This window comes from Desulforhopalus vacuolatus (assembly GCF_016918505.1).
Classification (GTDB): Bacteria; Desulfobacterota; Desulfobulbia; order Desulfobulbales; family Desulfocapsaceae; genus Desulforhopalus; species Desulforhopalus vacuolatus.
Genome location: NZ_JAFFPZ010000001.1, coordinates 111,075 through 137,018, shown reverse-complemented (window position 1 = coordinate 137,018; position 25,944 = coordinate 111,075). Strand labels below are relative to the sequence as shown.

The following is a 25,944-nucleotide window of genomic DNA, read 5'->3' as shown; positions in this document are numbered from 1 at the left end:
TCCTGATATTTTTTGTGTCAGGGAGTAGACTATAAGAATGTCTCCCGCTGCTCCACCTGGTGAAGTCTTATGCGGGAGCTATCCATTATAAATGAGGTAACTCATGGGAAGTCAATTGAACGAGAAAGCCCCCCTGCACGCGCTGGATATCAGCGCCTCAACACAAGACCCCTCCATCGGCCTGGTCATAGCCCGCGCCGGTCTTGGGAAGACTGCTATTCTGGTACAGTTTGCTCTGGACAATATGCTTCAGGGAAATAAGGTACTGCACGTTGCCATCGGTGCAGGTGTGGAAAAGACCCGTACCTGGTATGAAGATCTGCTGCGTACCATCAACGGCGAGGATATTGAAGAGATCCCCGGGATCATGAAGCAGCGCATGATCATGACCTTTCAAGAGAGCTCTTTCTCCAAAGCTCTGCTTGCCGAGCGTTTTAATGACCTGGTGGATCAGGACATTTTCAGCCCGGACTGTTTGATTATTGATGACTATGATTTCGAAAACTGTTCCCGTTCTGACCTGGAAGAGTTGATTGCCTTTATCAAAGAGCGCAATCTGCAGATGGCATGGTTCTCTGCCACCAGTCATCGCGAGGATGACCGGAAGAGTGCTTCCGGTGTTCCGGCACCCTGTAATGAAATCGAAGACCTCTTTAACAACGTACTGTTCATCAGCCCGGCGGAAAAAGAGATTACTCTGGATATTCTCAAGAGCGATTCCTCCAAGGTGAAGGTTGGAACCTCACTTCACCTGGATCCCTCCACCATGCTGATCAAGAAGGGCTGATTTTTCGCCCTTCGATGGTGTCTTTGAAAGGGGCAGAGCGTTCTTTAAGGACGTTCTGCCCTTTTTTATTATTCCCCTTTTTTCCCTCCAACCCTGAACAGGCTATGAAATTTCGTCCCTGTATTGATCTTCACGACGGTGTTGTCAAACAAATTGTCGGTGGTTCACTGACCGACACTGCCATCCCCGATACCAACTTTGTTGCCGAAAAGCCGCCAGCCTGGTTTGCCGAACTCTACCGCCGGGATACTTTGACCGGAGGGCATATTATCAAGCTTGGCGCAGGGAATGACACTGCGGCAAAAGAGGCGCTGGCGGCCTGGCCGGGAGGAATGCAGCTCGGCGGCGGTGTCAACGCTGAAAATGCCGCCAGCTGGATTGAGGCCGGGGCATCTCATGTTATTGTCACCTCTGCAGTCTTTAAGGACGGTGAAATTGATATGGAAAGTCTCAGGAAAATTGTTGACGCGGTGGGGGCGGAACGACTGGTTCTGGACCTCAGTTGTCGCCGGAAAGCTGATGATTACTATATCGTCACCGACCGCTGGCAGAAGTTTACAAAGGTGGTGGTAAACAGCAGCATATTACAGGAGCTGTCGGCATTTTGCGCCGAATTCCTTATTCATGCGGTGGATGTGGAAGGGAAGTGCCGGGGGGTAGAGCGGGAGCTGGTTGCCCGCCTCGGCCGACTCTCCCCAATTCCCGCCACCTACGCGGGGGGAATAAGCTGCAGGGAAGATATTCATCTTATTGAGGAGCTGGGCGGCGGTCGCCTCGACTACACCGTTGGCAGCGCTCTTGATATCTTTGGTGGTAGCGGGCTGCACTACAGTGAGGTTGCTGCCTCCTCCAGGTGAGTTTTTTCACGGTACTCTTTACTCGTCGTGGACCTTCCCGCGCATTTTTTTTACCCGGCTGCGGTGGTTTTTTCCCCGCAGCCGTTTCTCTTTCGATGCCCGTCCCGGCCGGGTCGGACGTCTTTTCTTGAGTGTAATCGCCACACTCTGTATCAGTTCAACAAGGCGGGTAACTGCTTCCTCTCTGTTCTGCAATTGACTGCGGTGCTGCCGTGCCTTGATGATCACCACGCCATCGGCAGTGATTCGTCCGTCACTCTTTGCCAGGAGACGCTCTTTGTAGAAATCAGGCAGGGATGAAGCGTTGATGTTGAAGCGCAGATGGACGGCCGTGGCAACTTTGTTAACGTTTTGTCCGCCGGCTCCCTGTGCGCGAACAGCACTTATTTCGACCTCGTCATCATTGAGAATGACATTGTTACTGATTATGATCGGCATGATTTTCTTCCTCGTGATATTTTAAAAAATTTCTGCTATAATATCGAATTGTTGGGCTTTTGTCGATTAACCAGGAACGTATTTTCCTGGTTACAGTACATTCCCTGTTATGGGTACCCTTATGTCTTGAATGTGATCGCAATCGCTCATTATTCAAGATTCCATTATGAAAAAGTTACACCACATTCTGTGTTCAGGAGAACGTTGATGTTTCTTGCCCTGATTATCATTTCTGCTATCCTTGCCGGGCTGACCATGCTCCTTGTCAGTCTCTATAATCGTCTCATTGTCCTGCGCAACCGCAGTAAGAATGCCTTTGCCCAGATTGAGGTACAGCTCAAACGTCGCCATGATCTCATTCCCAACCTTGTCGAAGTTGCAAAAGGCTATCTTAAACATGAGCGCGAAACACTGACCGAGATCACTGATCTGCGGAACACGGCGGTCAGGAATTTGCAGCAGGCGGGAGAAAACCCTGAGGATGCAGAGGTTATGGGTCGCCTCAATACATCGGAATCGCAGTTGCAGGGTGCCCTCAGCCGATTCAACCTGGTTGTTGAGGCGTATCCCGAACTGAAAGCCAGTACCAGCATGATGGCTTTGAGTGAGGAAATCTCCTCTACAGAAAACAAGGTGGCCTTTGCCCGTCAGGGGTATAATGATGCCGTTACCATGTATAACACTACGCGGGAAAGTTTTCCGGCCAGTGTGGTGAGTGATATGTTCCACTTCAAACCTGCACAGCTCCTTGAGTTTGAAGATCATGAACAGATTCAGGCACCGCCGAAGGTCTCCTTCTGAAAAGAATTTCGTGAAGGTACGTATACCGCCTTACTGTTCATCACCTGTGTGATTGATGGGTACCCTGATATCGGAGTCTGGCACTTCCTTCGAAGATAATTTTTGACTGGAACGAAGAACACAGGCAATTATTCGATGTTCCCGGCAGCAGAAGCGGTACTCCGGACGGCGTATGCAACTGTTGCTTTTTTGTTTCCAGGCAATTCTGCCCTCTCCCCGGGACAATGGACTTTTTTCAACAACAGGACAATGCCAGACGCCGGACGAGATGGCTCCTGCTTTACTTCATCCTGCTCGTTTTTGTTGTCTCTCTCTGCTACTGGTTCATCCTGGGCATGATTCCCTTCGTGAGCAGCTTCTGCCATATCTACTTTTTTTCAGGCGACAATATGGCAGGTACACTGTCCCGTACGGGGGGGCCTGTGCTGCACGCGCTGATGGCGGCCACTGTTATCTCTGCTGTTGTCTTTCTCTTCTCCTTTTTCAATTATATCAGTTGCCGGCGGGGCGGCGGGGCAGGTATTGCTGAATCTGTCGGCGGCCAACTGCTCAACAGGGAGATACTCACAACCCTTTCTGAAAAGCAGCTTCTCAATGTGGTGGAGGAGATGGCGCTGGCCGCCGGGATGGCGGTACCTCCAGTCTACCTTCTGCGGGAAGAGCAGGGGCTGAATGCTTTTGCTGCTGGCAATACTCCGGATGAGGCGGTTATCGGGATCACACAGGGCGCACTTGATCACTTTACCCGTAAAGAACTGCAGGGGGTAATCGGTCATGAATTCAGCCATATCCTCAATGGTGATATGCGTCTCAATATGCGTCTTGTGGCAATGGCCGGGGCATTGTCCGGTCTTTCACAGCTTGGCACTGCCTGCCTGCCCGGGACAAATTCTTCCAGGGCAAAATTCCGTACGCTCTCGAAGCCGGGGCCCACAGTATTTTTTATTTATCTGTTGCTTATGCTGGTTGGCGTTGGGGGAAATTTTGCATCCATGTTGCTCAAGGCAGCGGTGTCTCGACAGCGGGAATTTCTCGCCGATGCCGGTGCAGTACAGTTTACCCGGGACAGTGATACCATTGGTGGCGCATTGAAACGTCTGCTGGCACAGAGTTCCGGCACTTTCATGCGCTCGGAAAAGGCGCGGGAAATGGGCTTTATGATGTTCGGGGCAGCGGGAAGAGAAAAATTCAAACTGTTTTCTGCTGCTCTTGCCGACCATCCCCCGCTTGAACAACGTATTCTGGCGATTGATCCTGCCTGGGATGGAACGCTTGATGCCTGGCTGTTTGAGAAAAGGAAACAGACTGGCCCGGTATCTTCCGCTATTTCAGGGGCAGATACGTCTGTTCGAAAACAAACAGTTCTTGCTGCTGCGGTGGGAATTGCCACTTCTACAGCCCTTCGGGATGGAGCGGACACAGACCGGAAGATGGATCCGAAGGTTGGCCGTCTTCTCAAACAGGGGATTCCGCAGGAACTCCTTTCCCTCGCGGGTGAAAGCTGTACCGCCCGACTCCTTCCCCTTCTGTTGATTTTCGAGGAAAGTGAAAAGAGCAGGACGCTTCTGCGTAATTACCTGCCGCAGGAGATGTTCCGGCTTCTCAAAAAGTGGCTGGAATACGATATTCCGGAGGCTCAGCGTCTGCCCCTTTTTGATCTTGCCATGCCAGCGCTGCGCAGTATGAGTCCCCGGCAGAGTGAGGAGTATCTTACACTGGCTGGCCGTCTTGTGGACGCGGACGGCAGGATTGAACTGCGGGAGTGGGTTTTCCTCTCCCTCCTGCGCAAGCGTCTTGCGCCCGATATTCGCATTATGAAATTGATGAACGGAAGAGACGCTGTCAGCTGCCTGCTTTCCACTCTTGCCATTGCGGGACAGGTACAAGAGAAGAACGCTGGCGGGATTGCGGAAAGTTTTGCCGCCGGGGTGCAGGCCATGGGAATTCAGGGCGTGAAGCTGCTGCCCCGAATGCCGGAGTATTCCACACTTGAGCGGGCGCTGTATACCCTTGCCCGGCTGAAACCGGCGACAAAGAAAAGGTTGCTGCAGGGCTGTCGGCAGGTGATTGTTGCGGACAGGCAAATCACTGTCAGGGAGGCGGAACTCTTTCGCACTTTCGGGTCGCTGCTTGATGCCCCGATGGCACCGTTTTCAATTCTTCCGAACGCTGTTCGCCCGGCTCCCTGAGCAGATTACCTCGCGGATAAATGACATCCTTTTTGAATAATTCGTGCTTTGCTTCTGTTTTTTTGGCTGGCACGCGTGATCCAATACCTGAACTGCGGAGAACACACTATGGAATGTCCACTCGTCAACCCGAGGATGCGACGAAATGCGCTCTCTGCGGAGCAGATCTCACCTCACTCTCCCCAACACCCGGGGTGCACATGGTAAAGATTGAAAGACCGGAGACCCCGCGTGTAAACAGGCTTCATTCTGCAAAGAATACCCTTGTGAAGCAGGATGGCTCTGGATTTAACGAAGCGGAGGACATCGTTCCCGGCAGTTCCCGTGGTTCTTATTTCTTTTTTTCTCTGCTGATTTTCCTTTTGTTCTGTACCATCGCAGTATTGTTTTTTCAATTGACCGGGGGGGATATCTTCTCCAGGGTACGTGCACTGCTTCCTGCGGCGACCTCAGTGGAGTCAAAGGCGAAAATTGCACCAACGCAGCAGAAAGAAGTGACGGCCGGAGTGGAGACGGGAAAGAAGGCTGCAGAGGAGATCCGCAACTCCCTGATTGAAAAAATGAAGCTGCCGACGCGCGCTCCGAAGGGGCTCGGACGGGTTTACCTTGGCACGGTGGTGGTGCAGACTCCGTGGGGACCGGTGTCCGGATTTCTCCTTGATGGTAAACATGTGGTTACCGTTCGCAGAGGTATTGAGGGTTCGGCCCGCAAGCAGGAATGGGCACTCAGCAACCTTGCCACGGCAGACAAGTGGGTAAAGGCACAGCAGGCGCGGCTGGATTTTCTGGTGAAGAAAAACGATCCCGCACAGGTCACTGCCCGTACCCGTCTACAAATGGGTGAGAAGACCGCAGCACAGTGGCGCGGAATAGTGCAAAAAATCGAGAAGGGACTGCAGGTCTCGGACTATGTGCTGGTGTTTGCCGATGGCAGCCATCGCCGGGCTATTTCCATCGTGGAAGGAAAAAACTATGCCCTCTCCCTGTTTGAGTTTGAGGGTGAATCAATGGAATTCCTGCAGGTGGGCAGAGAGCAGATGGCTGCACAGTTCAAAGATGAAAACGATTTCTCTGAATCTGGTCTGCAGAAAGGGGCGCGTCTCCTTGCCGTAGGTGGTCAGCGGGGCAGCGTTCTGGAGAGCATTCGTGGAGAGTGGAGAAATCTCTATCGTGGACAATCCGGCCGTATCTATATGAAATCCGCGATGAATCTGCCTGGCTCCTTTCATGGCGGCCCGCTGGTTGACTCTGCCACGGGCAGCAGAGTTCTTGGGATTAATTACAGCTGCAGCCAGGCAGGACAGGGAAACTGGAGTTGCTATGCTGTTCCCCTTGGCGGGGTGTATGAAGAGTTTGGTCTTCACTGAGTAATACCTGCTGTCCCCATATTCTCACTGTACAGGAGAAAGAATGCGATGTTTTTTGTTGTTGTGCCTGCTGCTCCCCGCAACGGTGGGCAGTGCCGCCAGTTTTGATGATGTTACGCTGGTGAAGGCTGTTGAATGGCAGGATCTCTCTCTTCCCGGCACCTCACTGCAGGAAAATCTCTACCAGAGTTTTTCCGAAGCGGATAAGGGACTGGCGGGCTGGGTTGTCTATATGAAGGAGACCCAGCCGGAGAAGATTGATCCCGATGATGCCGACCTCATTGAAGATTTGAACAAGGCTGTTGAAGATTTCAAGGCGCGCGGGTTTGACTGGGCGGAATACCGTGATGTACGAAATTCCGGTGCGGAAAAGGTGAATCCGGCAGTGCTGGAAAAAGAGGTGAACTTGCCGGGTTTTTTGCTTCCCGTTGAGGGAAAAGAAAATATGTGTGTACTGGTCCCGTGGATTGGTAATGCTCATGACCCGCCGCCACCGGCAAATCAGACGGTGCTGGTGACAGTGCCAGTGGAGATGAAATTGCCGCATCCCTCGCGTCCCGTTTTTGCAAGCGGGATATTGCAGGCGGGACCAGCCACCAGTCGGGTACGACTGGAGGCTGGCAGCATTGAGATGAAGACGGCCTATACGATGAACGTCACCGTCGTCAGGGCGTATGAGGAGTAGAGGAAGCCATGGCTTTCGCCGCTGACTCTCCCGCCAGCCAGCCGGTGGAGAAGGCGAGTTGCAGGTTGAAACCGCCGGTGTCCCCTGCGAGGTCGAGAAGCTCCCCGACGAGATAGAGCCCCGGAACCAGTCGCGACTGCATGGTTTGTGGGTCGATCTCTTTCAAGGAGACGCCTCCGGAGGTGACAATGGCCTCGGCCCAGCCGCCGTATCCGACCACCGGCAGACGGAAATCCTTCAACCAGTGCAGCAATTTTACCCGCTGTTTTGCCGAAAAGGCGGTGGTGTCGATGCTGTCGTCAAGTTCGCACTCGTGAAGACACAGCTCAACCAGTTCTTCCGGCAGCAGGCCGCGCAGAATCGAGCTGATCTTCTCTTCGCGGCGCTTTTCCAGGTCCCGGCGCAGTCGTGCGTCGAGTTTTGCCTCATCCAGTGCCGGCTTCAGGTCTACGGCCAGCTCAATCTTCTTCCCCTTATTGAGCAGCCGCACAATCCCTTCACTCAGTGTCAGTACCAGCGGTCCCGCAATTTTACCATCCTGAAAAGCAATCTCGCCAAACTCCTGTGCCTTGCGTTTACCATTGACAAAGAGACGCAGGGAGATGTTGCGCAGACTCAGGCCGTTAAGACCGGTGAGTTTTTTACTGCTTACCAGGGGAACCAGGGCCGGATAGAGTTCGCTCACTGTGTGCCCGAGTCTGGTGACCATGGGATAGCCGTCTCCGGAGGAGCCGGTGCGTGGATAGGAGCGGCCGCCGGTGGCGAGAATAACCTGACTGCACTCAATCAGTTTCCCTCCGGCACGTACTCCGCACACTGCACCGTCACGCAGAACAATTTCCTCTGCCGGTGTATCGTGGCGAACCTTCACTCCACTCTTTTTTGCCATTTCAGAGAGGGCGCGTACCACATCCATCGCCCGGCTGCTGCGCGGAAACCAGCGGCCGCCTCGCTCAAGCACGGAGGAAACTCCCTGTTCTTCAAGGAGTTTGAGAATATCCTCTGAAAAGAAATTTTGGAAACACTGCCGAAGAAAGCGGCCGTTTCGGCCGAAATGGGAAAGAAATTCCTCAACACCTGCAGAGTTGGTGATGTTGCAGCGCCCCTTGCCACTGATACCGATCTTGCGCCCCGTACGGGACATCTTCTCCAGCAGTACGGTCTCTGCACCACAGCGGGCGGCGGATGTCGCGGCGAGCAGGCCTGCCGCGCCGCCGCCAATAACTATTATTCTCTTTGTCTTCATACGGAGGCCCGGCCGAAAGAGACCTGCCCGGAGGCACCATCAATGGTAATTATCTGACCGTTTTCCAGTGTAAAGGTGGCGTCTGGAACGTTGCAGACGACGGGGATGGAGAGTTCCCGGCCGACAATGGCCGCGTGGGAGGTGAGACCACTTGCTTCGGTGATGATGCCACGGACGAAGCGCAGCTGCTCCATCATACTGCTGTCGGTTTTTTGCAGTACAACGATGGCATCTTTTGGCAGATTTTCCCAGTCAGCATGTTTGCGGATAAGACGCACCACACCCTCAGCGACACCTGGAGAGACTGCCTGGCCGAGGAAACAGACGTTGGCCACCGTTCGCACCTTGATCAGATTGGTGCTGCCCACCATGCCGAGTGGCATGCCGGCGGTGATGACGACGAGGTCGCCGTGTTTTATCAGACCGGCCTTCTGGGCGGTTTCAACGCAGATGTCAAGCTGTTCATCCATGGAGGAAGGCCTGCGTCCGGGAAGGGAGGTTACTCCCCGGACCAACTGCAACTGGCGGAGTTTACTCTCGTTGGTACTCACGGCGATAATCGGGGTACCGGGCCGGTAGCGGCTGACCATTCGTGCGGTGGAACCGGAAGTTGTTGAGGTTATAATCGCCTGGGCTTCAAGGTCCTGGGCTGCAGCGCAGCAGGCGTAGGAGATTGAGTCTGTGATGGTTTTCTTGCGATAACGCAGACCCTCGGCAAGCAGGGCCTCATAATCCATGGCAGCCTCGGCACTTTCAGCGCAACGCACGAGAAACTGCACTGCCTCCACCGGATACTGCCCTACGGCAGTTTCGGCGGAGAGCATCACCGCGTCGGTGCCGTCGAAGATGGCGTTGGTGACGTCGCTGGCCTCAGCGCGGGTGGGAGAGGGGCTGGAGATCATTGATTCCAGCATCTGGGTGGCGGTGATAACCGGCTTGCCAGCCTCGTTGGCCATGCGGATGATCTTTTTTTGAATAATTGGTACCTGCTCAGCGGGCAACTCAACGCCGAGATCACCGCGGGCGACCATCATGCCGTCAGAAACCTCAAGAATTTCCTGCACATTGTCAACGCCCTGCTGGTTCTCAATTTTGGAGATGATGGCGAGATTCCCGCCGTGTTCTTCAATGAGTTTACGCACATCCCAGACATCTTTGGCCTTGCGGATGAAGGAGGCGGCAATAAAATCGACCCCCTGTCTCACACCGAAAATGATGTCATCGATATCTTCGTCGGAAAGGGCGGGAAGGTTGACGATGGATTCGGGCAGAGCAACCCGTTTACGACTGCTCAGTTTCCCCGTGTTCCGTACGGTGCAGATAATATCGTCTTTTTCGATCTTATCGACAATGAGGATGATCTTGCCGTCGTCGAGGAGGATTTTTTCCCCCACAGAAACATCTTGTGCGATACCGGCGTAGTTACATCCTATTCGGCTGGCACTGTGAAAGGTGTTGTCGCCTGTAAGGGTTAGGATCTGGTTGGCGATAAGCTGCAGGGAGCCTTCAATTTCACAGACACGGATTTCAGGACCGCGGTTGTCGAGCATGATGGCTGTGGGTTTACCAGCTTTTTCCCGAGCCTCTTTGACAAGATTGATTGCCCTTTCAATGCTGGCGCGATTGCCGTGGGAGAGATTGATCCGGGCAACATCCACCCCCGCCATGATAAGGTTATAAATTTTGTCGACAGAATCAGTTTCGGGTCCGAGAGTTGCGACGATTTTGGTCTTGCGCATTGTTTTCCTTGAATTATTTCACAGGATGAATTTTTTACCATCCATATTATAAGACGGAATGGCAGAAATTTCAGGGAATAAAAAGTAAAGAATACTGTGAATAATTCTGTTGACAGGGTGCAAATGTTGCAGAAGTGCTTGTAAAACAATATGTTATGGTTTTAGTTCAATCCTGCGAGGCGCGGTGTATGACCGCAATACAAACAAGCGTGATACAGGCGTTTGTCCAATTTTGACAAGGAGAACTCTCCAATGACGGTAAAAAAAGACGATACAGTCCAGGTACATTATAAGGGAACGCTTAAGGATGGTAAAGTTTTTGACTCTTCCGAGGGACGCGACCCGCTGCAGTTCAAGGTGGGGGGCGGTCAGGTAATTCCTGGTTTTGAGAAGGGTGTGATTGGTATGGAAGTAGGGGAAAAAAAGAAAATTCACATTCCCTGCGCTGAGGCGTACGGTGAACATAATCCCGACATGATGATTGAGGCTCCGCTTGATCAGGTGCCCGCTGATCTGAACCCGGAAGTGGGGATGATGCTGGAGGTTGGTGGCCCCCACGGTGAACTCCTGCGTACTACAGTGAGCAGGATCTCAGAAACCCACATTTACCTTGATGCCAACGCCCCGCTGGCCGGAGAGGATCTCGACTTTGAGATTGAACTGTTGGCAGTAAAGTAATTCTCTTCCCGTTCTCTCTCCTGCTCCATCTGTTTTTTGGGTGGAACAGGGACGAAAAAACGCGGTTTCTGTTCGGTGTCCTGCGGCGCTGTACAGAACCGCGTTTTTTTTATTTCCGTGACACGCCCGTTACCACCCCACTGGCCAGCACCAGGGCGCATCCCGCCGCCTGCATTACACTCAGATGTTCCCCGAAAAGATACCAGCCGAAGAGTACGACGAAGAGAGGTTCGAGATAGGAGAGAGTCGCAAAGATTATCGTCGGCAGCCGCTCAAGAGCGAAAACTGAGCCGTACAGTGCAATAAAACCAGGGAAGAAGCCGAGGCCGAGAAGCCACAGCCATGTTTCACCAGTGATGCCGGGTATTTCCTGCCAGCCAGAAAGCAGAAAGGGGATGAGACAGAGACTGGCCACCATCTGCTGATAAAAGGTGCGATCCAACGTGGGCCCCTTTCCTCTTGTGCGGTTGCAGATGATAAAGCCGCCGTAGGTAATGCCGGAGACGATGCCAAAGAGCAGTCCTCTGCCGAGACGACCGTGGAGCGGAAAGTTGAACTTGAATTCCAGCAGCATGGCGAACCCGAGGATGGCAAGGCCGATGAGTACCACGTTGATGGTGCGCAATTTTTCACCCATGAAAAAATGGGCGAAGATGGAGGCGATAGGGGGACCAAGAAAGAGCAGGATGACGGCGTTGGCCATCGAGGTGAGCTGCAGTGCCATGAAGTAAGTGGCGACAAAGGTACCGAGAAAGACCCCGCTGGCGAAGATCCGCAGACCAGGCCAGAGACGCAGCGTGCGGAGACGGCCGCAGAAGATGAGGGTGAGCAGCAGGAAACCACTGCCGATGAAAAGGCGGCAAAAGGCAAGGAGACGCGGATCCAGATCTATTTTGCGTGAAAATATTCCGAGAGTTCCCATCAGCATGGCAGAGATTATTTCAACAAGTATACCCGCTTTCATGACCAGGACTCCCTTATGACCATACAGGATGTGTGTATGCCGGTCCCGGCAATCTCCCTGGAGGCGGTCAGCTCCAGGAGGGCGTTCTTCACAATGTTTGTTTTTCGTTGAGTACTGTGACCCTGCCCGGGGTGGTCAGGGATGATATTGAGCTGTTTGAAGTTCTTCAATTCTTACAGACCTTTTGTGCGTGGTTGCTATGGGAACATCGAATATGGGCGAAAGACTGGTTATTCAAGGAACCTTATTGATAATGAAGAGATAAACCAACTCCAACATCAATGACATTCGTTGATTTTGAGAGTTGAATTTTATATTTCAAACCGGTGCAATGACATGGATGAATATTTTTTATATGCTGAGCCTCAAAATATTTCAGTGTCCCTTCAACCTGAGTCTTGCCTGGTGCAATAAGATGAAAACCCCCAATTACATCTGCAATTCGATTTTCACCGCACACTTTTTTTGCATACTCAATAATATTACATATACCAGCATGAGAGCAACCTGTAATGACAACCAGACCTTGATGCGATTTGTATACAATTGCAGAGTCATCTTTAACATAATCGTCTATCATTACATCGGATTTTTCACATTTCCCGATCGGATCAGTGTTTTCAAAATCATTCCCTCTTGCTATTTCTCCAAGAAAAACAATATTATCAGTTATCCACATCGGCTCGCGTACCAGACGGGTAGTGAAATATTTGCCAACTTTATTCCCGTCCAGCATGGAACCAATATCACTACCGTCGTACTCTTTGTATGAAAAAGTATCTGGATGCGCTATAATCGTGGGATCGATATAATTTATGTTCTCAGCTTTTGCCTCAGCATAGAACCTGGCCAGAGGAACCAGACCGCCAGTATGATCATTGTGCCCATGGGAGAGGACAACATAGTTAATATCTCTAAGGGATTCATTCATTTGCAGTGCATTTTTTATGAATATCTCTGAATATCCCACGTCAAATAATATTTTTGTTTCATCATCACGTATCAAAAAGGAGACTGCGGGCTCACCCAAAAAATAACGATCAATTATTGTATTGTTATCTACTAAAACTTTCAATTCCATAAGTTATATCCCACGTAAACTTTTTCTCTGTATTTCACTAATAGCTCCTTAGAGCTGGAACTGTTTTTCCCCCTAAATTGGATAATATACATAAGATTTATAGAAAACAAGCCTAAATTTTGGTTATGGGAAGAACGTTTCCCTTGTTGCTCTTGTGGAGCGTGCCAGTCGTTTTACGCTTTGTGGCCGAACACAGACGAAGTGCAAGAATGAAGCTGCTTCAGTGATAAACGGCCTTTTTGACATAATGACGGGGCGTAACGAGACATTGAAGCTGGACAATGACATGGACAATGACAGTGAATTTGCAGCTCACGCCAAAACCAATGAATGTTATTCCATTGATGTTTTTTTTGCGAAACCATACACAAGCTGGCAGAGAGGAACAAATGAAAATAGCAATGACGGACTTAGAAGACTCTGTCCAAAAAAAAATGATATAAAAACTCTTTCTCAAGAGGAATAGACAACGGCGTTTTGTCGTTGAATTTGACACCGAGAGAGAGCTTAAAAGGGCTGACACCACTGGAAAACTTCATTAGCAAGCGTGTTGCACTTATTACTTGAATCCAGCCTTCGTTAGTTCTGTTTAAGTCTAGTTTTATTATAGCCATACATAACAAAAAAAAGTGATAGCAACTGCTGCACCATTAATATTTGTTTTTCTTGCAATAACATTAATGCTGCCGTGCTCATATTCATTAACATAAAGAAAAGCCAGCCTGTATTTTTACCTTTGGCCAAATAGTTGCTACCCAATAGAAAACCTGACATCATTCCAACTTCCATAACCTGTGAGATGGAAGTAATACCTGAATGATAACTTATACTATATGAAAGTCCAAAAATGAGAGAAGAACAGGTAATTACCGTAACAATGTTATTGAATGCTTTATTTGGTTTTTTATTGTCATAATAAGCATTATATAAACCCAAAAGCATGGCTGGTGTTGCACCAGCCTCAATTGATGATGCTATCCAATTTTGATGGCTTACTAAAATAGTAACCCAGGCTGGAACACCAATAAGGTAGGTTAACCACGCAGAAATTTTGAATTTCTTTCTTGATGATCCTGTCCTGCCTTCTGAAAGTGCGAGTAATATCTTATTTGATAGATAAAAAGTACCTCCCCATATTTGTAAGACTAAATCCATACTGCCTCTCACTTGGGATGAATTGCGCTTTTGCGTCGCAGACAGTTAACGCTGCTGACACGCGCCGCGTCAGCTGTTGCTGTGATTGATCTTGTCAGGTCTTGATTTCACCTGAAAAACAACGCTGGATTAGTACAATAAGTGCAACACCGTAATATGAAAAAGAGTGAGCTGTGTCGGTATGGTTACGTCACCACAACCTGACCGGAGGTTCCCCTATACGGGCCGGGCACCAGCTGCCAGTAACGCACTCTTTTAGAAAGGTACCAGATCATGGCTTTTCTTCAAGCTGGAAGATCTCAGACAGAGATTGCTGATACACTGAATCGTTCTAAGAGTACAATTTCACGTGAAATTCGCCGAGAAGGCCACAAAACAAAGGCCAGAAGCAGTGCAGATTATACGGAAGTGGCTTCGACCTGGGTGGTCACCAGAATCTGGAAGTGGCTTCGACCTGGGTGGTCACCAGAATCTATAAGCCATCGGTTTTCTGTTGAATTTGACACCGAGAAAGGTCTTAAAAGGGCTGACACCACTGGAAAATTTCACAGGCAAACGTGTTCACTTGTTCTTGAATCCAGTGGCCAGGTTGATTGGAGATACTTTGATTATAGATAACTGCAGGCAACGTCGCAGATCACAGGTTTATCCGGTGTATTATCTTGTTGGGAAAACTGTGCGACCTGCCCCCTTTTCTTCCTCTACCCACAAGAGACACGCGCCAGCTTAAAGCAGACTTTTAAGCACATTTACCACCGATTCCTTTCTGTTCAGAAGGACAGCCTTCACCTGCTTATCTTTAAGTTTGAGAATATTTCCCATCAATAAAGAATCAATATCCAGCCGACAAATCAAAACCCTTCCTCCCTGTTTCTTATGAAGGAACTCTATTTGGCGATAAAAACGAGGTGATCCGTCATTTGTTACAATTAACAATCTTGAAACACGGTCGCTTTTGTTATTTACATTTTGCAATCCGTGCAGTTCATTTTCTAAAGTTCTTTCTACCGCCCAATAACTTACTGTCAATTCGCCAAGAAATTTCGCACGATAAAGTTGCTCAGCCAATTCTGGATTGAGTTGTAAAACAGGAATAAAAAAGTTCGAATCACTATAAAGCGGGATTCTCTCTTTTTCTAATACCAATCGGACGTCTGATTCGACGTTTTCTTCCACCAGCTGTTTAGGTAATTTCATTTGATTCCTTTACTGTGGCCATTCACACATAGTTGAGATACTGGTTTCGATCTTTTCGTGAAATTCAGTGAAATGAGTTATATTCATCTTTCTTTTTTTAAATCCTGAAGATATCTCATTAACACAACGTATCTTTTTGAGTCCTGTTCTTTTATTTGTAGAATCTATAATTTTCAATACCTGAAAAACGATCAAGTATTTTTCTGAATCTCCAGCTCTTGAGTGCTCCCCTCCATGAACTGCTTTAGAGACTTTTAATGCAAGATATTCAGATGAAGCGTACAACGTGAATGGATTGTCTGCTTGTACCATTGCGGGTACAATTTTACGATTAAACACCTTAGCATCTATAGCAGGAGCGGCAAGAATTATTTCTGTGAATCGTGATTTTAAATGTGGATTTTCGGTGATCAGTGAAATATACGTCCTCGTTGAAGCTCTGTTTTCCATACTGTTCGCAATAAAATAAATATCCTGGCGCATTATACTCTGGAAAAAATTACCGGGCAGCACATCCGTGAAACAGATTTTACCGATGATCGATTGACTCTCCTGCTCAAAAAACTGAGTAATCCCGGACATTGGCAAAATGTCGAAATCGGGCTTGGGAAGACTTTTATTCGAGTTTACGATCTTGATCAAAAAAGAGTACGTGTAGATGCCACAACGGTTTCGCTTATCATGATGCCGGATCAGGCAGCTTGTTTTAGTTTAAAAAAACAAGTATAATCAAACATTTAGAGAAGTGCGAAATATGATGTCAAGCCTTGTTCCCCTGGGATTTCCACTGGCGACATCAACAGTATCTGGAGAACGTGCCGATGACGGTTTATACGTTCCTGTCATTGATCAAGCGTTGAAAGCATTGGACAAAAAAAGACTCCTGTTCGTGGGAGACTGTCAAATGTCGGCGTTGGCTACACGGGCTTATACGCACGGCCTGGACATTGCTATCTCGGTCTGATGTGGCTACACTATCCTTATCTCTAAGGAAAAAGGGGGGCGGTTAGTGGTAGTCCAGATGGTTAAGGGCCAAAGTGAAACATATAGATCGCGACATATAGTGCCTGGCAGCTGAGTTGAGCCAGCAGATACTGCTAACTTACCAATATATCGACAATTATAAATTCAAAAGAGTATCGCTTCACCAGCCAGGGACTATAATTTGCTTGTTGAGTCTCGGGAGGCATATTCTTGGAATTTAAGCTTTTATTTTTTATTTTAGAATGATATAATTTTTTGGTCAGGCTGGGATTTGTACAATTTTAAAGCTAGTCCTGTGGCAGAGTGTAAATTGTATCAAATTGTACCTGGTTTTATTGCGAAGTGTTTTATTGGTTACAGATTAAAATTAAGGAGTAATACTATGGCTATAAAATTGACTAAGGGCGGTAACATCTCGCTCAAGAAAGAGGCCCCCGGGCTGACTGAAGCAGTACTTGGCTTAGGGTGGAGCATGCAAGAAAAGAAGGGACTTTTTGGAGGAGTCAAAAAAGTAGAAATTGACCTGGATGCATCGTGTCTCATGTTTGATGGCCAAAAGCAACTAAAGGACGCCGTTTGGTTTAAACACCTGGTAAGCACAGATGGTTCTATAACTCATACCGGTGATGACCTCACTGGTGGAGGTGCAGAAGGCACACCTAATGAGGAGATATTAGTCAAACTGGATTCTGTGCCGCAGGATATTCAATCCCTTGTTTTTACGGTTAACAGTTTTTCGTCCGCCACTTTTGATGGTATACCTAATGCATTTTGTGTTCTCAAAGATAACAAAGGTAGAAAAGAGATCGCCCATTATAACCTGAGCGTGCAGGGTGGAGGGCATACAGGTCTCGTCATCGCAAAGTTATATCGTCATGGTGGAGAATGGAAATTTAAAGCACTTGAGGATTGGGGAAGTGGGCGAACTTTTGATAAGCTGATACCAATAATTTTGCCTTCTCTTTAATTAATGGGTACCCTAATACCAATTCATTTCTTATCACTGCTCAATAATTATTATCACAAAGGAGGATTTTCAATGGCTATATCATTAGAAAAAGGTGGGCGTATATCACTATCAAAAGAAGCACCAGGATTGACAAAGATTCACATTGGGCTCGGTTGGGATGAACGCGCGACTGATGGCCAGAATTTTGATTTAGACGCTTCAGTTTTTCTCCTCAATGAAGCCGACAAAGCTGGTGGTGACAGTGATTTCATTTTCTATAATAATCTTAAAGGAGCTGGTGGGGCAGTTGAACATTTGGGAGATAACTTAACCGGTGGCGGCGACGGGGATGATGAGGTTATAAAAGTCGATCTTGCCAAACTGGACAAAGAACATGCTAACATTCACAAACTGGCTATGGTTTGTACTATTCATGACGCCGAAAGCCGGGGACAAAATTTTGGTCAGGTCAACAACGCCTTTATTCGTATTGTAAATGACGACAACAATCAGGAAATTGTTCGCTTTGATCTTACTGAAGACTATTCCATGGAAACAGCAATGGTTTTTGGTGAAGTGTACAAGAAGGGTGGTGAATGGAGATTCACTGCTGTAGGACAGGGCTACTCAGGTGGTCTCTCTGCAGCATGTACTACCTATGGCCTGAACGCTACATGATTTTATTCAGGTCATTTTCAGGGAGATACTGTGCATAAAGATAATCCGGTAGATTTGCATTTATAGAGTTTAAACTAAATATGCCGGAAGATTTCTTTGCACTTGGATTTGTGACGAACAAAAGTTGTTGCCAAGTGGTACCCAATCACCGTTTGAAACGGTGATTGGGTAATATAATCTAGTTCAGATTGAATTTTCACTCTGGATATTTTTGTTTCTTTACGCATTTTGGACACCCCTTTGTGTCAATATGAGTGAGACACCTACCCCTTGATTAATTAGCAGCAGTTCCCGGAGAGAAATGACCTGATATGCTGAAATCATTACTAAAGAGTAAGAAAGGTTGTAATAATTCGTGTTTATCCGTGTCCATTCGTGGTTCCTTTTGTCGTTTGTAACCATGAATGGATAAACAGGAGACAAAACGGGATATAACTTAATAGGAATGGTGTTATATATAACATTCCACAGAGCACATGACCATTTTTTCAAGGAAAATCATAGTCAATTAAAGTACGATCAGGCACTACCTATATTTACAGTTAAACAATCAGGGATCATATTGGCCCTTCAGAGACAATCTTTTTGAATGTGATGGAGATATATTTATGGAATTACTTTTTTATATTGGTATGGGTGTAGCTTCCAGCTTGCTGATTGCCAAAGCCTGTGACGGTTTTGAAACAGCGGCCGATTATCTCGGCAGAAATATGGGGGAAGGCACTAAAGGAGCAACAATTAACGCAATAGGTAGTTCCATGCCTGAATTGCTGGTAACATTCATATATCTGTTTCTGTTTACTGATACTACAGGTTTTGCCGGAGGAATCGGGACGACAGCAGGAAGTGCAGTATTTAATGCTATGGTAATTCCCGGATTGGTTATAATCTTTGTTTTATGGCGTAACACAAACATTTCGATTGAGATATCGCGAAGTGTAGTTATACGGGATGGTATTACCCTGCTTACAGCAGAACTTTTTCTCATCTATTTCCTGGGAGAGACATTGTCTTGGTATCATGGCCTGTTTTTGATGATGCTTTATGTCTCTTATGGGAGCTGGATGATTTATCGACATAGAACAAACGGTAGTAATGACGTTGAAGAAGATGAGGATGAAGATGAGGATGAGGAAGAAGATCATAGAGCAGAAAGTGGATCTATCTTAATATCCTTACTTAAGGTAGATCTCGAAGGAGCCATAGTTAGAGGTCAGGAACTTTATCAGAAAAATGCGACAATTTTGATTGCTGTGTCTACTCTTTATATCGCTTTTGCCTGCTGGATTTTAGTTTATGCCTGTGAAGGAATTGGTCACTCACTCGGTATTCATGGGTATTTTGTAGCAGTCATTATTGCTGCGGCCGCCAGTAGCGTGCCTGATACAATCCTTTCCATTAAAGATGCAGGAAAGGGAAACTATGACGATGCTATAGCAAATGCTCTGGGTAGCAATATATTTGATATCTGCTTTGCTCTTGGAGCTCCTTTATTTTTATATACCATAATAAATGGCTCGATTACTATCGCTCCTGAGACTGCTACTCATATAATAGAACTGCGAGTTCTATTATTTTTGCTGACGCTTATAACCTTTTTAATTTTTCTCTGTAAGAAGAAGCTTACTAAAGCGACAGCATATATACTTATTGGAATGTATCTCGCTTTTGTCGCTTATGTAGCTGCCAGGGCCGTAGAACTTCCTTTTGCAAACATTATTGCCGAACAACTTATTTCTTTTCAGGAATTGCTATGATAGAAAGGACGAATATTAACGGTGTTCTTCTGATTTAGAATAGTATTCTCAAAAATCACCTCGTGCATCATTTCTATATTACCTATGGGGATGGTGCACAATTTTTTTAAAAAACCACCAAATATCTTATGTTGATTAGTAAATGACAAAGTTAAACTATTTTCATATAGAACGTGAGAATAATCCAAAACGCAGAGAGGCATTTACAGCTGATTTTCTTGGAAAAATCTCTCCTGTAAATAATGACAATCTACTCACAGGATGTGAATGTCTGGAAACGATCTTGAAAAGATCGTTAAAGGTCCAATCAGCGGGGGAAAATATATTAATCATCGGTCTTACTGAGTCCGGTATAATACCTTCCATCCTGATGCAGAAAGTTGCCAGAGAAAATGGGATGACAACTGCTTTATTAAGCTCCACCCGACGTCCTTCTACATCTGGTATTGTTTTTACTGAAAAGCATTCTCATGGCCCGAATCACAGCATTCCGGTTCCAAGTCCAGAAATATCAGAAATATGGATTGTCGAAGACGAACTTACCACCGGAAATACTGTTTTTGAAGTCCTGTCCAGATTCTGTTTTCAGCTAAAGATAAAGACCATTCGAATTTTTGCCCTGGTTGATTTTCGCAATAAAAAACAAAAAAAGGAAGCATTCATAATAGCACAGTCTTTTGATGTTAAGTGTATTTTCCAGAGCTTTCTCGTCTTTACTGATACCTCTTTTACTGATCCCAAGAAAATACTATCCACAACGATCAATACTGAAAATTCTGCTCCCGAAAGGAAAAACAGGTTAAAGGACATCGGTCATCATGATAGTTGGCTTATGTATAAATATCGATCCGCTCTGTATGAGCAACACAACAAAGAAGACAATGATCCGAACTGGCATCTTTCTGATTCTTTCGAAGACACTACAGTGCTGGTAATTGGTGAGACTGTAGATATAGCCACCCGTCTTGCGTTGAAAAATCCAGGATTCTCGTTTCAGCATATAACATTAAGTCCATGGAAAATTGATAATGCTTCTATTGTCAGCAGGTTAGATTTTGATAATAAATATTTTCTGTATAACTACAAAAATCTTTCAAGGATGATTTGCATCCTTAATGATCCGATAGATAAAGAAATTTCTAAAATCGTGAAAAACAAATTAGAAGAGTATGGATTTACAGTATGTCCCTTCCCACTCACTGAATTAATTAAGAGTAACTAATTTCTATTCTGAACTATTGAAAAATCGAGATCAACTATAATTCATAGAAGCATCTTGCAAATACTGGAAATACAATAAGAAGATAGGGAAAAGCAATTGACTGAAAAAACAATTAAAAAGGAATCACACTGGAATCAGAAGTTTTATATTAATCTTCTTGAAGAAGTTAATCCCTTTACTGAACTTCATCTTTTCAGGCCATTAGATCGTGCATATACAGGGAATAATACTTTCTGGTCAACGCCATCACCTGAGCCAGATCTAAATAACGCTTTCTGGGAAAGCATCATCGATTACGGAAAAGTTGATGTTATAAAGGTTGCAGCTCAGAATTTAGTCGCACGTATTAAAAGATGGCAACCGGATAACAACAAAATTCTCTTTGTTTCTATTTTAAGGGCAGGAGTGCCTGTTGCTGACTGGTTGAATCAGATGCTTCCTGGTTCTAAAGTAGCTTCTCTTTCTCTCTTTGTAGGATTGGGTATAGACCAGACAGCTCTCGCCCAGATTAAAAAAGATAACCCTGAGAGAGTTATTATGTTCGTAGATGGCTGGACCGGACGCGGAGGGGTGGCCAGGGAGATAGCAAAACTTAAAACGGGTCCCCTGGCGGTACTGATAGACCCCTGGGGATGGGCTGAATTCTCAGGGGCTCAGGAAGATATTTTTTGTTATTCTGCGTGTTTTACAGGGCTGGCCACACTAGGATTTTCAAGAACCTTTTATGTTGATAACCAAAGTTTTTTTTCTGCTTACCGTTTTCCTCAAGATTACCTTCGTCTTGATGTAGTTGAGGCCTGGCAGAAAGCAAGTCCCAGGCAGTTAGTGCAATATACCCAGGCAGATAGAGTGAAATTCTTTAAAGATACCAGTTTACGAATACATAGTAATGAGGTGTGCCGAGCCTTAATTAATGCTGCTCCAAATACACTTTTTTTCATGGATAGCTATGAATATGTAAGGGAACATTATGAATTACTCTTAGCTTTGGCCGACAGGAGAGGGGTTCCAGTACAATATAACCAGTTATTTTTGAGAGAATATCAAACACGTGTTGCCTGCAATCTGGAGACAACATGAGCTCTGCTACTTTACAGTAGATCATATATGATTCGAAAATTATCAAACGGTATGAGTAGACCACGTGCGGTTATTGTTGATCTTGATGGCACCATATTGCACCGGGAACTGGCTAAGTTTCAAGTTAAAGGCCGGTCAGGTGTTGCCTGCTTTTCAAAAAAATCATCAGAATTATTATTGAGTATTAGTCAAATAGCGCCCGTTATTATTGCTACGGGTCGCAATGCTTCAAGTGTTAAAAAATTCACAGATCAAGTTCCTGATATTCAATTTAGCGGCTTTATTTTAGAAAATGGGCTTGTTGTCAGGGATTCACTTTATGTTGGAAAAAATACAAGTGATAAATGGCGCTATGTTTACGACAGGGTTCCTGCCTGGGAGTCTTTGACAGGGTATGAGAATTGTCTCGGGCTTATCCCACCTGAACAGTTCCGTAACCCTGTAGATCATATTAAAAAAATTGTAAAAGATAGCGGTGAAAATTGGTATATTTACCCAGAAAAACACAAGATATTCATATACCCTCAATTGCCTGACAAGACAAAAGGATTATCTTCGTTTAACATTGACCCTTTTATTGCTCTCGGTAATGAAAATAATGATTTGCAGATGTTGAGTACATGCTCTATTCCAGTGACTCTTCAGGACTCCAGTCCTCAGATAAAGGATTTAGTTACAAAGAAAAATGGATATTGTTCTCTGCAGTCATCCCATTTAGGGACCGAGGATATGCTGACTTGGGTTTATAACAAATTACATTCAAACGATTCTTAAAAGTCCTTGTCTTCTCTTTTATTATGAATGATTTTATTACCAATATTAAAGATTTTCCCGATGCTGTTTTTTTCCCTAAAGCGTCAGAAAAATACCGAGATACAAATTTTTTTCTTATCAAGCAGTTAATAGAAAATGGTAGTCGGCCCACTCCTGAACGCATTGAAGCATTATCAGCAGCTTCCTGCAAGATCTTAACCCGTAAATTACTGGATGAGGTCTTTTCAAGCACTGAATCTCTCTCGCTTCCCGAGACACCTGATCAAGCAAATTTTGATCCAGGATATCCTCGGCTGAGCTATCCCGAAATCAGCGCTCAACTCACTCGGAATATTGAAAATAAGCGTTGGTTACAACACGTCTTTGGAAGGGTCTCCCAACAGTATAATATTTCCCTTAATAAAGACATGATACATGCTGGTAACCAGTTACTTGCATTTCTTTCTACCAATGTTTCCTACTGGGAGGCTGACAGTTTTCCTCTTGATGCTATGATGGACCTGCAAAACAGATATAAATGGACATTTCAATCAACTGCATGGTCGTTACGGGAGCTGCTGAGAAGGGAAGCTGATGTTATCTATAAAGGTTGGATTGAATTATTAGAACTTGCCAGAACTGCCCCCCTTTTTGTTATTTTAAACCAGTGCACACCAACAGATTATTTTTGCAGTTTTCTGCCCAAAGGGGTCTCGCTCTATCAAGAAAATAATTTATGCCCTGAGAGAAGGATTCTCCTTTATACAAATCTTAAAATTTCATCTTCAGAACATCGAATTTTGCTTGAAAATACAGTTGAGGGCAAAGGACTTGAAAAGGCTGTACAGATTGCTACTGACTTAGGGAGATTACCTGTATTATGTGATTTTTCAAGGCGTCGTTTTCCCCGTTCAATAATGCGTGCTGCACGTTTTGCCGCGCATAAAGGGTGGGCTGTTAGACCGTTAGGGAAATTGTTTGATCCTAAAACCTCCGCTATTCCTGAAGCAAAATCTCCCAGAGGCTTTACTCGGACACCAGGAAATCCACTGCTGGTGTTATTTGACCCCTGGCCAATATCTGATGAACAGATTGTTCCCCAATTACCACCAGAAATGAGCAAATTTTTCAATCTGCAACTTCAAACGAAACCGTGGCAGGATGACCGGATTGGCGCAAGGAGTGAATTAGAGATGGATCACACAGGAATGTATCAGAGGGTTTCAGAGAGCTGGATTGTTCCAGCTTTAGGTGGTTGGATGAGAGTTGACCATGTTTTTCAAAGCCGGTTGTCAAGATTTTTATCACGCAGGGATTATGAAAACCTCACCTAAGAAAAAAGCATTTGTATTTGATCTTGATTCCACAATAAGCCATGCCACAACGATCCCAGATGGATTAAATATAAATGGCCGGGTATCCAATGCTGTAATAGATAAGAGGACATTAGCTTTATTAAAAGATATCAGTAGATTCCTCGACCTGTTTGTGGCCACTGGTAGATCTTCTGATACGGTTGTTGATTTCAAGACCCATTTTTTGCAGGCTGGAGTAGAAATAACAGGTTGGATTTTAGAACATGGTACCATTGTTGAGGGTTACCCGGAATGGACAGAAAATGTACTGCAGGGAATAGATCTCTCCACAATTCATGCGGAAGCACAGACGATAGTCAAAGCCCATAAACTGCCTGTTGATACCGAATGCTATAAAAAAAATCATAAGGGTTTCCTGCTTTATTCAGGTAGAGACAAATTTTCATCCGAATATTTTCTATCAAAGATGTCTGGCTTCCTGGAGAACAAGTTTCGTACCTCCGTCGGTAAACGGAAAATTTCCATTATCCCAAAAAAAGGAGATAAGTATCTGGCGTTTAATCATAATTTTGGTGATGATTACCTGATTGCATTCGCAGCTGGAGATGCGCCAGATGATTTGACATTACTACAATATGCGTCTTTCCCACTCAGCATCTCAGGTTCTTCATTACTGGTACAGAATTATATCCATAAACGAGGTGGTTACGTATCGGATGAAAAAAACCATAGTGGCGTAATAGAAATTCTTGAGTTGATACTATATCATCTTAAGAATAATCTCACGAAGTTGGCGGTACCTGGCCCCCGCCTTCCTTTTGAGGAGATCGAGATTTTTCGCAAGTCACGGTGCGTTTTTTTGAATCACCTTTTCCATATTGCTAAATACCCTCGGGTAAAACCGGATATATATGCCGTAAATCAATTGAGTAAAAATCTTGCTCTTGGAAAAGAAACGCTTATTGAGATCAGGATGCGTGATTGGGGCGGAGAAGTAAAGCCCTTAAGAAATTTGCTGAAAGTTATGGTTTCTTTACTTCCCTATGCACGTTATAGATTGATTTTTCGTCAGGAACGTCTCGGGATAGAGAATTTGAAAAATTTTAAAGCGATAAGCGATAAATTAGCAGATTTTGTGAAATTGCCAAATAAATTACCTCGCTTTTCCGCACCTGGTGTTCCAGATTCTCCTCATTTCAAATCAGAGCCTTCACTCATCCTCTTTTTATATGATCATCCTGATGATATCGCACCGTGGTATGACTATACCATATCAAGATTGATAACCCGGCATCCGAAAACTGAGAACACCTTCTATATCAATCCAATGTTTCTGAAAATTGCGGACATGTTCAATCAGTGTAATGTTTTTTCAAAGATGCCTCCCTTAATCACAATGTGCGGTCCACGGGTTATGATGGCAGCAAATATTGTTGATCAAAGGGACATTCAGATAGCTATAGAAGGTTTTCAACAATTGTCACCTTACCTGGATGCTCTAATTATCGCTCCCAGAGTTGTTACTAATGTGGACCGTAATCGGATGATTAGAGATGCTGTTGAATGTCTGGGGGAAGACCTGGTTTTTTATTCCAGATTAAAAAGTGGGGAGAATCCTAAATTCCTTTTTGTTGACACATATGGCGATTTAAATAAACTCTACAATAGTTGTGCGTTGACTTACCTGGGGGGAGGGTATGATACAAGAAAACGAGGTTTTGATCCTGTGGAATCGCTCCTTGCCGGAGTTCCCGTCGTTTTAGGGCCAATCTTTGATTTTAACCGAATTGCTGTAGACTCTTTGAAAGACAGTGGATGGATTACTGTTCTTACAAAAGAGTCTACAGTTCGGGAATTCGTAAGCATAGCGAAAGAGAGAATACTCTTAAAGCCTGAGTGTGCTGTTTTAGAGAAATTCTTTCTGGAACGTCAGCAAGACCCTCTGAGGGTTGCTGTTACGTTGCTCAAAACACTATACAAGAATCATCATGTCACCAGTGGTCCAGACAACTGAAAAATTA

The 25,944-nt window shown here is 45.8% G+C and carries 23 protein-coding genes and 2 pseudogenes; 17 read left to right on the top strand and 8 right to left on the bottom strand.

All coding sequences use genetic code 11. The features are described from left to right. Positions 1 to 103 precede the first annotated feature (103 nt). Together JWG39_RS00585 and hisA are read left to right on the top strand one after the other, a co-directional pair. Positions 104 to 787, top strand: coding sequence for a DEAD/DEAH box helicase family protein (locus tag JWG39_RS00585; RefSeq protein WP_205217400.1), 684 nt, complete (start codon positions 104 to 106; stop codon positions 785 to 787). A gap of 104 nt (positions 788 to 891) precedes the next feature. Then, positions 892 to 1,644, top strand: a complete 753-nt coding sequence (hisA, locus tag JWG39_RS00580; RefSeq protein WP_205217399.1) for a phosphoribosylformimino-5-aminoimidazole carboxamide ribotide isomerase — start codon at positions 892 to 894, stop codon at positions 1,642 to 1,644. 18 nt (positions 1,645 to 1,662) lie between these two features. On the opposite strand, the gene arfB is transcribed toward hisA, so the two are convergent. Then, entirely contained in the window at positions 1,663 to 2,082 is a 420-nt protein-coding gene (gene arfB / locus JWG39_RS00575) for an alternative ribosome rescue aminoacyl-tRNA hydrolase ArfB (RefSeq protein ID WP_205217398.1), read from the bottom strand. Positions 2,083 to 2,289: 207 nt separating this feature from the next. On the opposite strand from arfB, the gene JWG39_RS00570 reads away from it, so the two are divergent. The 4 genes from JWG39_RS00570 (at position 2,290) to JWG39_RS00555 (ending at position 7,124) form a co-directional block, all read left to right on the top strand. Continuing rightward, positions 2,290 to 2,883: a LemA family protein gene (locus JWG39_RS00570; protein ID WP_205217397.1), complete on the top strand. Its 594-nt coding sequence runs from the start codon at positions 2,290 to 2,292 to the stop codon at positions 2,881 to 2,883. A 224-nt stretch (positions 2,884 to 3,107) separates the two neighbouring features. Continuing rightward, the gene (locus JWG39_RS00565) at positions 3,108 to 5,072 is read left to right on the top strand and encodes a M48 family metalloprotease (protein WP_205217396.1); all 1,965 of its coding nucleotides are present in this window, start codon (positions 3,108 to 3,110) and stop codon (positions 5,070 to 5,072) included. Positions 5,073 to 5,185: 113 nt separating this feature from the next. Further along, positions 5,186 to 6,439, top strand: coding sequence for a hypothetical protein (locus JWG39_RS00560; RefSeq protein WP_205217395.1), 1,254 nt, complete (start codon positions 5,186 to 5,188; stop codon positions 6,437 to 6,439). A 43-nt stretch (positions 6,440 to 6,482) separates the two neighbouring features. Further along, entirely contained in the window at positions 6,483 to 7,124 is a 642-nt protein-coding gene (locus JWG39_RS00555; RefSeq protein ID WP_205217394.1) for a DUF3299 domain-containing protein, read from the top strand. Here the strand turns inward: JWG39_RS00555 and JWG39_RS00550 are convergent. Both JWG39_RS00550 and pyk read right to left on the bottom strand, forming a co-directional pair. Beyond that, complete coding sequence (locus JWG39_RS00550; protein ID WP_205217393.1) at positions 7,105 to 8,370, bottom strand: BaiN/RdsA family NAD(P)/FAD-dependent oxidoreductase; 1,266 nt, start codon at positions 8,368 to 8,370, stop codon at positions 7,105 to 7,107. The genes JWG39_RS00555 and JWG39_RS00550 overlap by 20 nt on opposite strands. After that, positions 8,367 to 10,109, bottom strand: coding sequence for a pyruvate kinase (gene pyk / locus JWG39_RS00545; protein ID WP_205217392.1), 1,743 nt, complete (start codon positions 10,107 to 10,109; stop codon positions 8,367 to 8,369). Before pyk ends, JWG39_RS00550 begins: the two co-directional genes overlap by 4 nt. Positions 10,110 to 10,361: 252 nt before the next feature. Between pyk and JWG39_RS00540 the strand changes: the two genes are divergently transcribed. Continuing rightward, positions 10,362 to 10,787 carry an FKBP-type peptidyl-prolyl cis-trans isomerase gene (locus tag JWG39_RS00540; RefSeq protein WP_205217391.1) on the top strand — a complete coding sequence of 142 codons (426 nt, stop codon included), beginning with the start codon at positions 10,362 to 10,364 and terminating at the stop codon, positions 10,785 to 10,787. Between the two features lie 109 nt (positions 10,788 to 10,896). Here JWG39_RS00540 and JWG39_RS00535 read toward each other — a convergent pair whose 3' ends face one another. Then, on the bottom strand, positions 10,897 to 11,751 hold the full coding sequence (locus JWG39_RS00535; RefSeq protein WP_205217390.1) for a DMT family transporter: 855 nt from the start codon (positions 11,749 to 11,751) through the stop codon (positions 10,897 to 10,899). A 244-nt stretch (positions 11,752 to 11,995) separates the two neighbouring features. Next, positions 11,996 to 12,832 carry an MBL fold metallo-hydrolase gene (locus JWG39_RS00530; RefSeq protein ID WP_205217389.1) on the bottom strand — a complete coding sequence of 279 codons (837 nt, stop codon included), beginning with the start codon at positions 12,830 to 12,832 and terminating at the stop codon, positions 11,996 to 11,998. Between the two features lie 145 nt (positions 12,833 to 12,977). Between JWG39_RS00530 and JWG39_RS00525 the strand changes: the two are divergent. Continuing rightward, positions 12,978 to 13,298: pseudogene (locus JWG39_RS00525) on the top strand (IS30 family transposase); the annotation flags it as partial. A 113-nt stretch (positions 13,299 to 13,411) separates the two neighbouring features. On the opposite strand, the gene JWG39_RS00520 reads toward JWG39_RS00525, so the two are convergent. Beyond that, positions 13,412 to 13,987 (bottom strand): hypothetical protein, encoded by a 576-nt coding sequence (locus JWG39_RS00520; RefSeq protein ID WP_205217387.1) that lies wholly within the window; start codon positions 13,985 to 13,987, stop codon positions 13,412 to 13,414. A 261-nt stretch (positions 13,988 to 14,248) separates the two neighbouring features. Between JWG39_RS00520 and JWG39_RS16380 the strand changes: the two are divergent. Further along, positions 14,249 to 14,338 (top strand): annotated as a pseudogene (locus JWG39_RS16380) (helix-turn-helix domain-containing protein); the annotation flags it as partial. Between the two features lie 375 nt (positions 14,339 to 14,713). Here JWG39_RS16380 and JWG39_RS00510 read toward each other — a convergent pair. Both JWG39_RS00510 and JWG39_RS00505 read right to left on the bottom strand, forming a co-directional pair. Then, entirely contained in the window at positions 14,714 to 15,184 is a 471-nt protein-coding gene (locus JWG39_RS00510) for a hypothetical protein (protein WP_205217385.1), read from the bottom strand. Between the two features lie 9 nt (positions 15,185 to 15,193). Then, positions 15,194 to 15,667 (bottom strand): alpha/beta hydrolase, encoded by a 474-nt coding sequence (locus JWG39_RS00505; protein ID WP_205217384.1) that lies wholly within the window; start codon positions 15,665 to 15,667, stop codon positions 15,194 to 15,196. A gap of 883 nt (positions 15,668 to 16,550) precedes the next feature. Between JWG39_RS00505 and JWG39_RS00500 the strand changes: the two genes are divergently transcribed. From JWG39_RS00500 to JWG39_RS00465, 8 genes are all read left to right on the top strand, one after another. Continuing rightward, a complete protein-coding gene (locus tag JWG39_RS00500; protein WP_205217383.1) occupies positions 16,551 to 17,135 on the top strand; it encodes a TerD family protein in 585 nt (194 codons plus the stop codon). A 72-nt stretch (positions 17,136 to 17,207) separates the two neighbouring features. Then, a complete protein-coding gene (locus JWG39_RS00495) occupies positions 17,208 to 17,795 on the top strand; it encodes a TerD family protein (RefSeq protein WP_205217382.1) in 588 nt (195 codons plus the stop codon). A gap of 608 nt (positions 17,796 to 18,403) precedes the next feature. Continuing rightward, entirely contained in the window at positions 18,404 to 19,552 is a 1,149-nt protein-coding gene (locus JWG39_RS00490; protein ID WP_205217381.1) for a sodium:calcium antiporter, read from the top strand. Positions 19,553 to 19,694: 142 nt separating this feature from the next. Further along, the gene (locus JWG39_RS00485) at positions 19,695 to 20,774 is read left to right on the top strand and encodes a phosphoribosyltransferase domain-containing protein (protein ID WP_205217380.1); all 1,080 of its coding nucleotides are present in this window, start codon (positions 19,695 to 19,697) and stop codon (positions 20,772 to 20,774) included. 96 nt (positions 20,775 to 20,870) lie between these two features. After that, complete coding sequence (locus JWG39_RS00480; RefSeq protein WP_205217379.1) at positions 20,871 to 21,854, top strand: cysteine protease StiP domain-containing protein; 984 nt, start codon at positions 20,871 to 20,873, stop codon at positions 21,852 to 21,854. Positions 21,855 to 21,881: 27 nt separating this feature from the next. After that, entirely contained in the window at positions 21,882 to 22,628 is a 747-nt protein-coding gene (locus JWG39_RS00475) for an HAD family hydrolase (RefSeq protein WP_205217378.1), read from the top strand. 23 nt (positions 22,629 to 22,651) lie between these two features. Further along, positions 22,652 to 23,941, top strand: coding sequence for a hypothetical protein (locus tag JWG39_RS00470; RefSeq protein WP_205217377.1), 1,290 nt, complete (start codon positions 22,652 to 22,654; stop codon positions 23,939 to 23,941). Further along, a complete protein-coding gene (locus JWG39_RS00465) occupies positions 23,880 to 25,937 on the top strand; it encodes a hypothetical protein (protein WP_205217376.1) in 2,058 nt (685 codons plus the stop codon). Before JWG39_RS00470 ends, JWG39_RS00465 begins: the two co-directional genes overlap by 62 nt. Positions 25,938 to 25,944 lie beyond the last annotated feature (7 nt).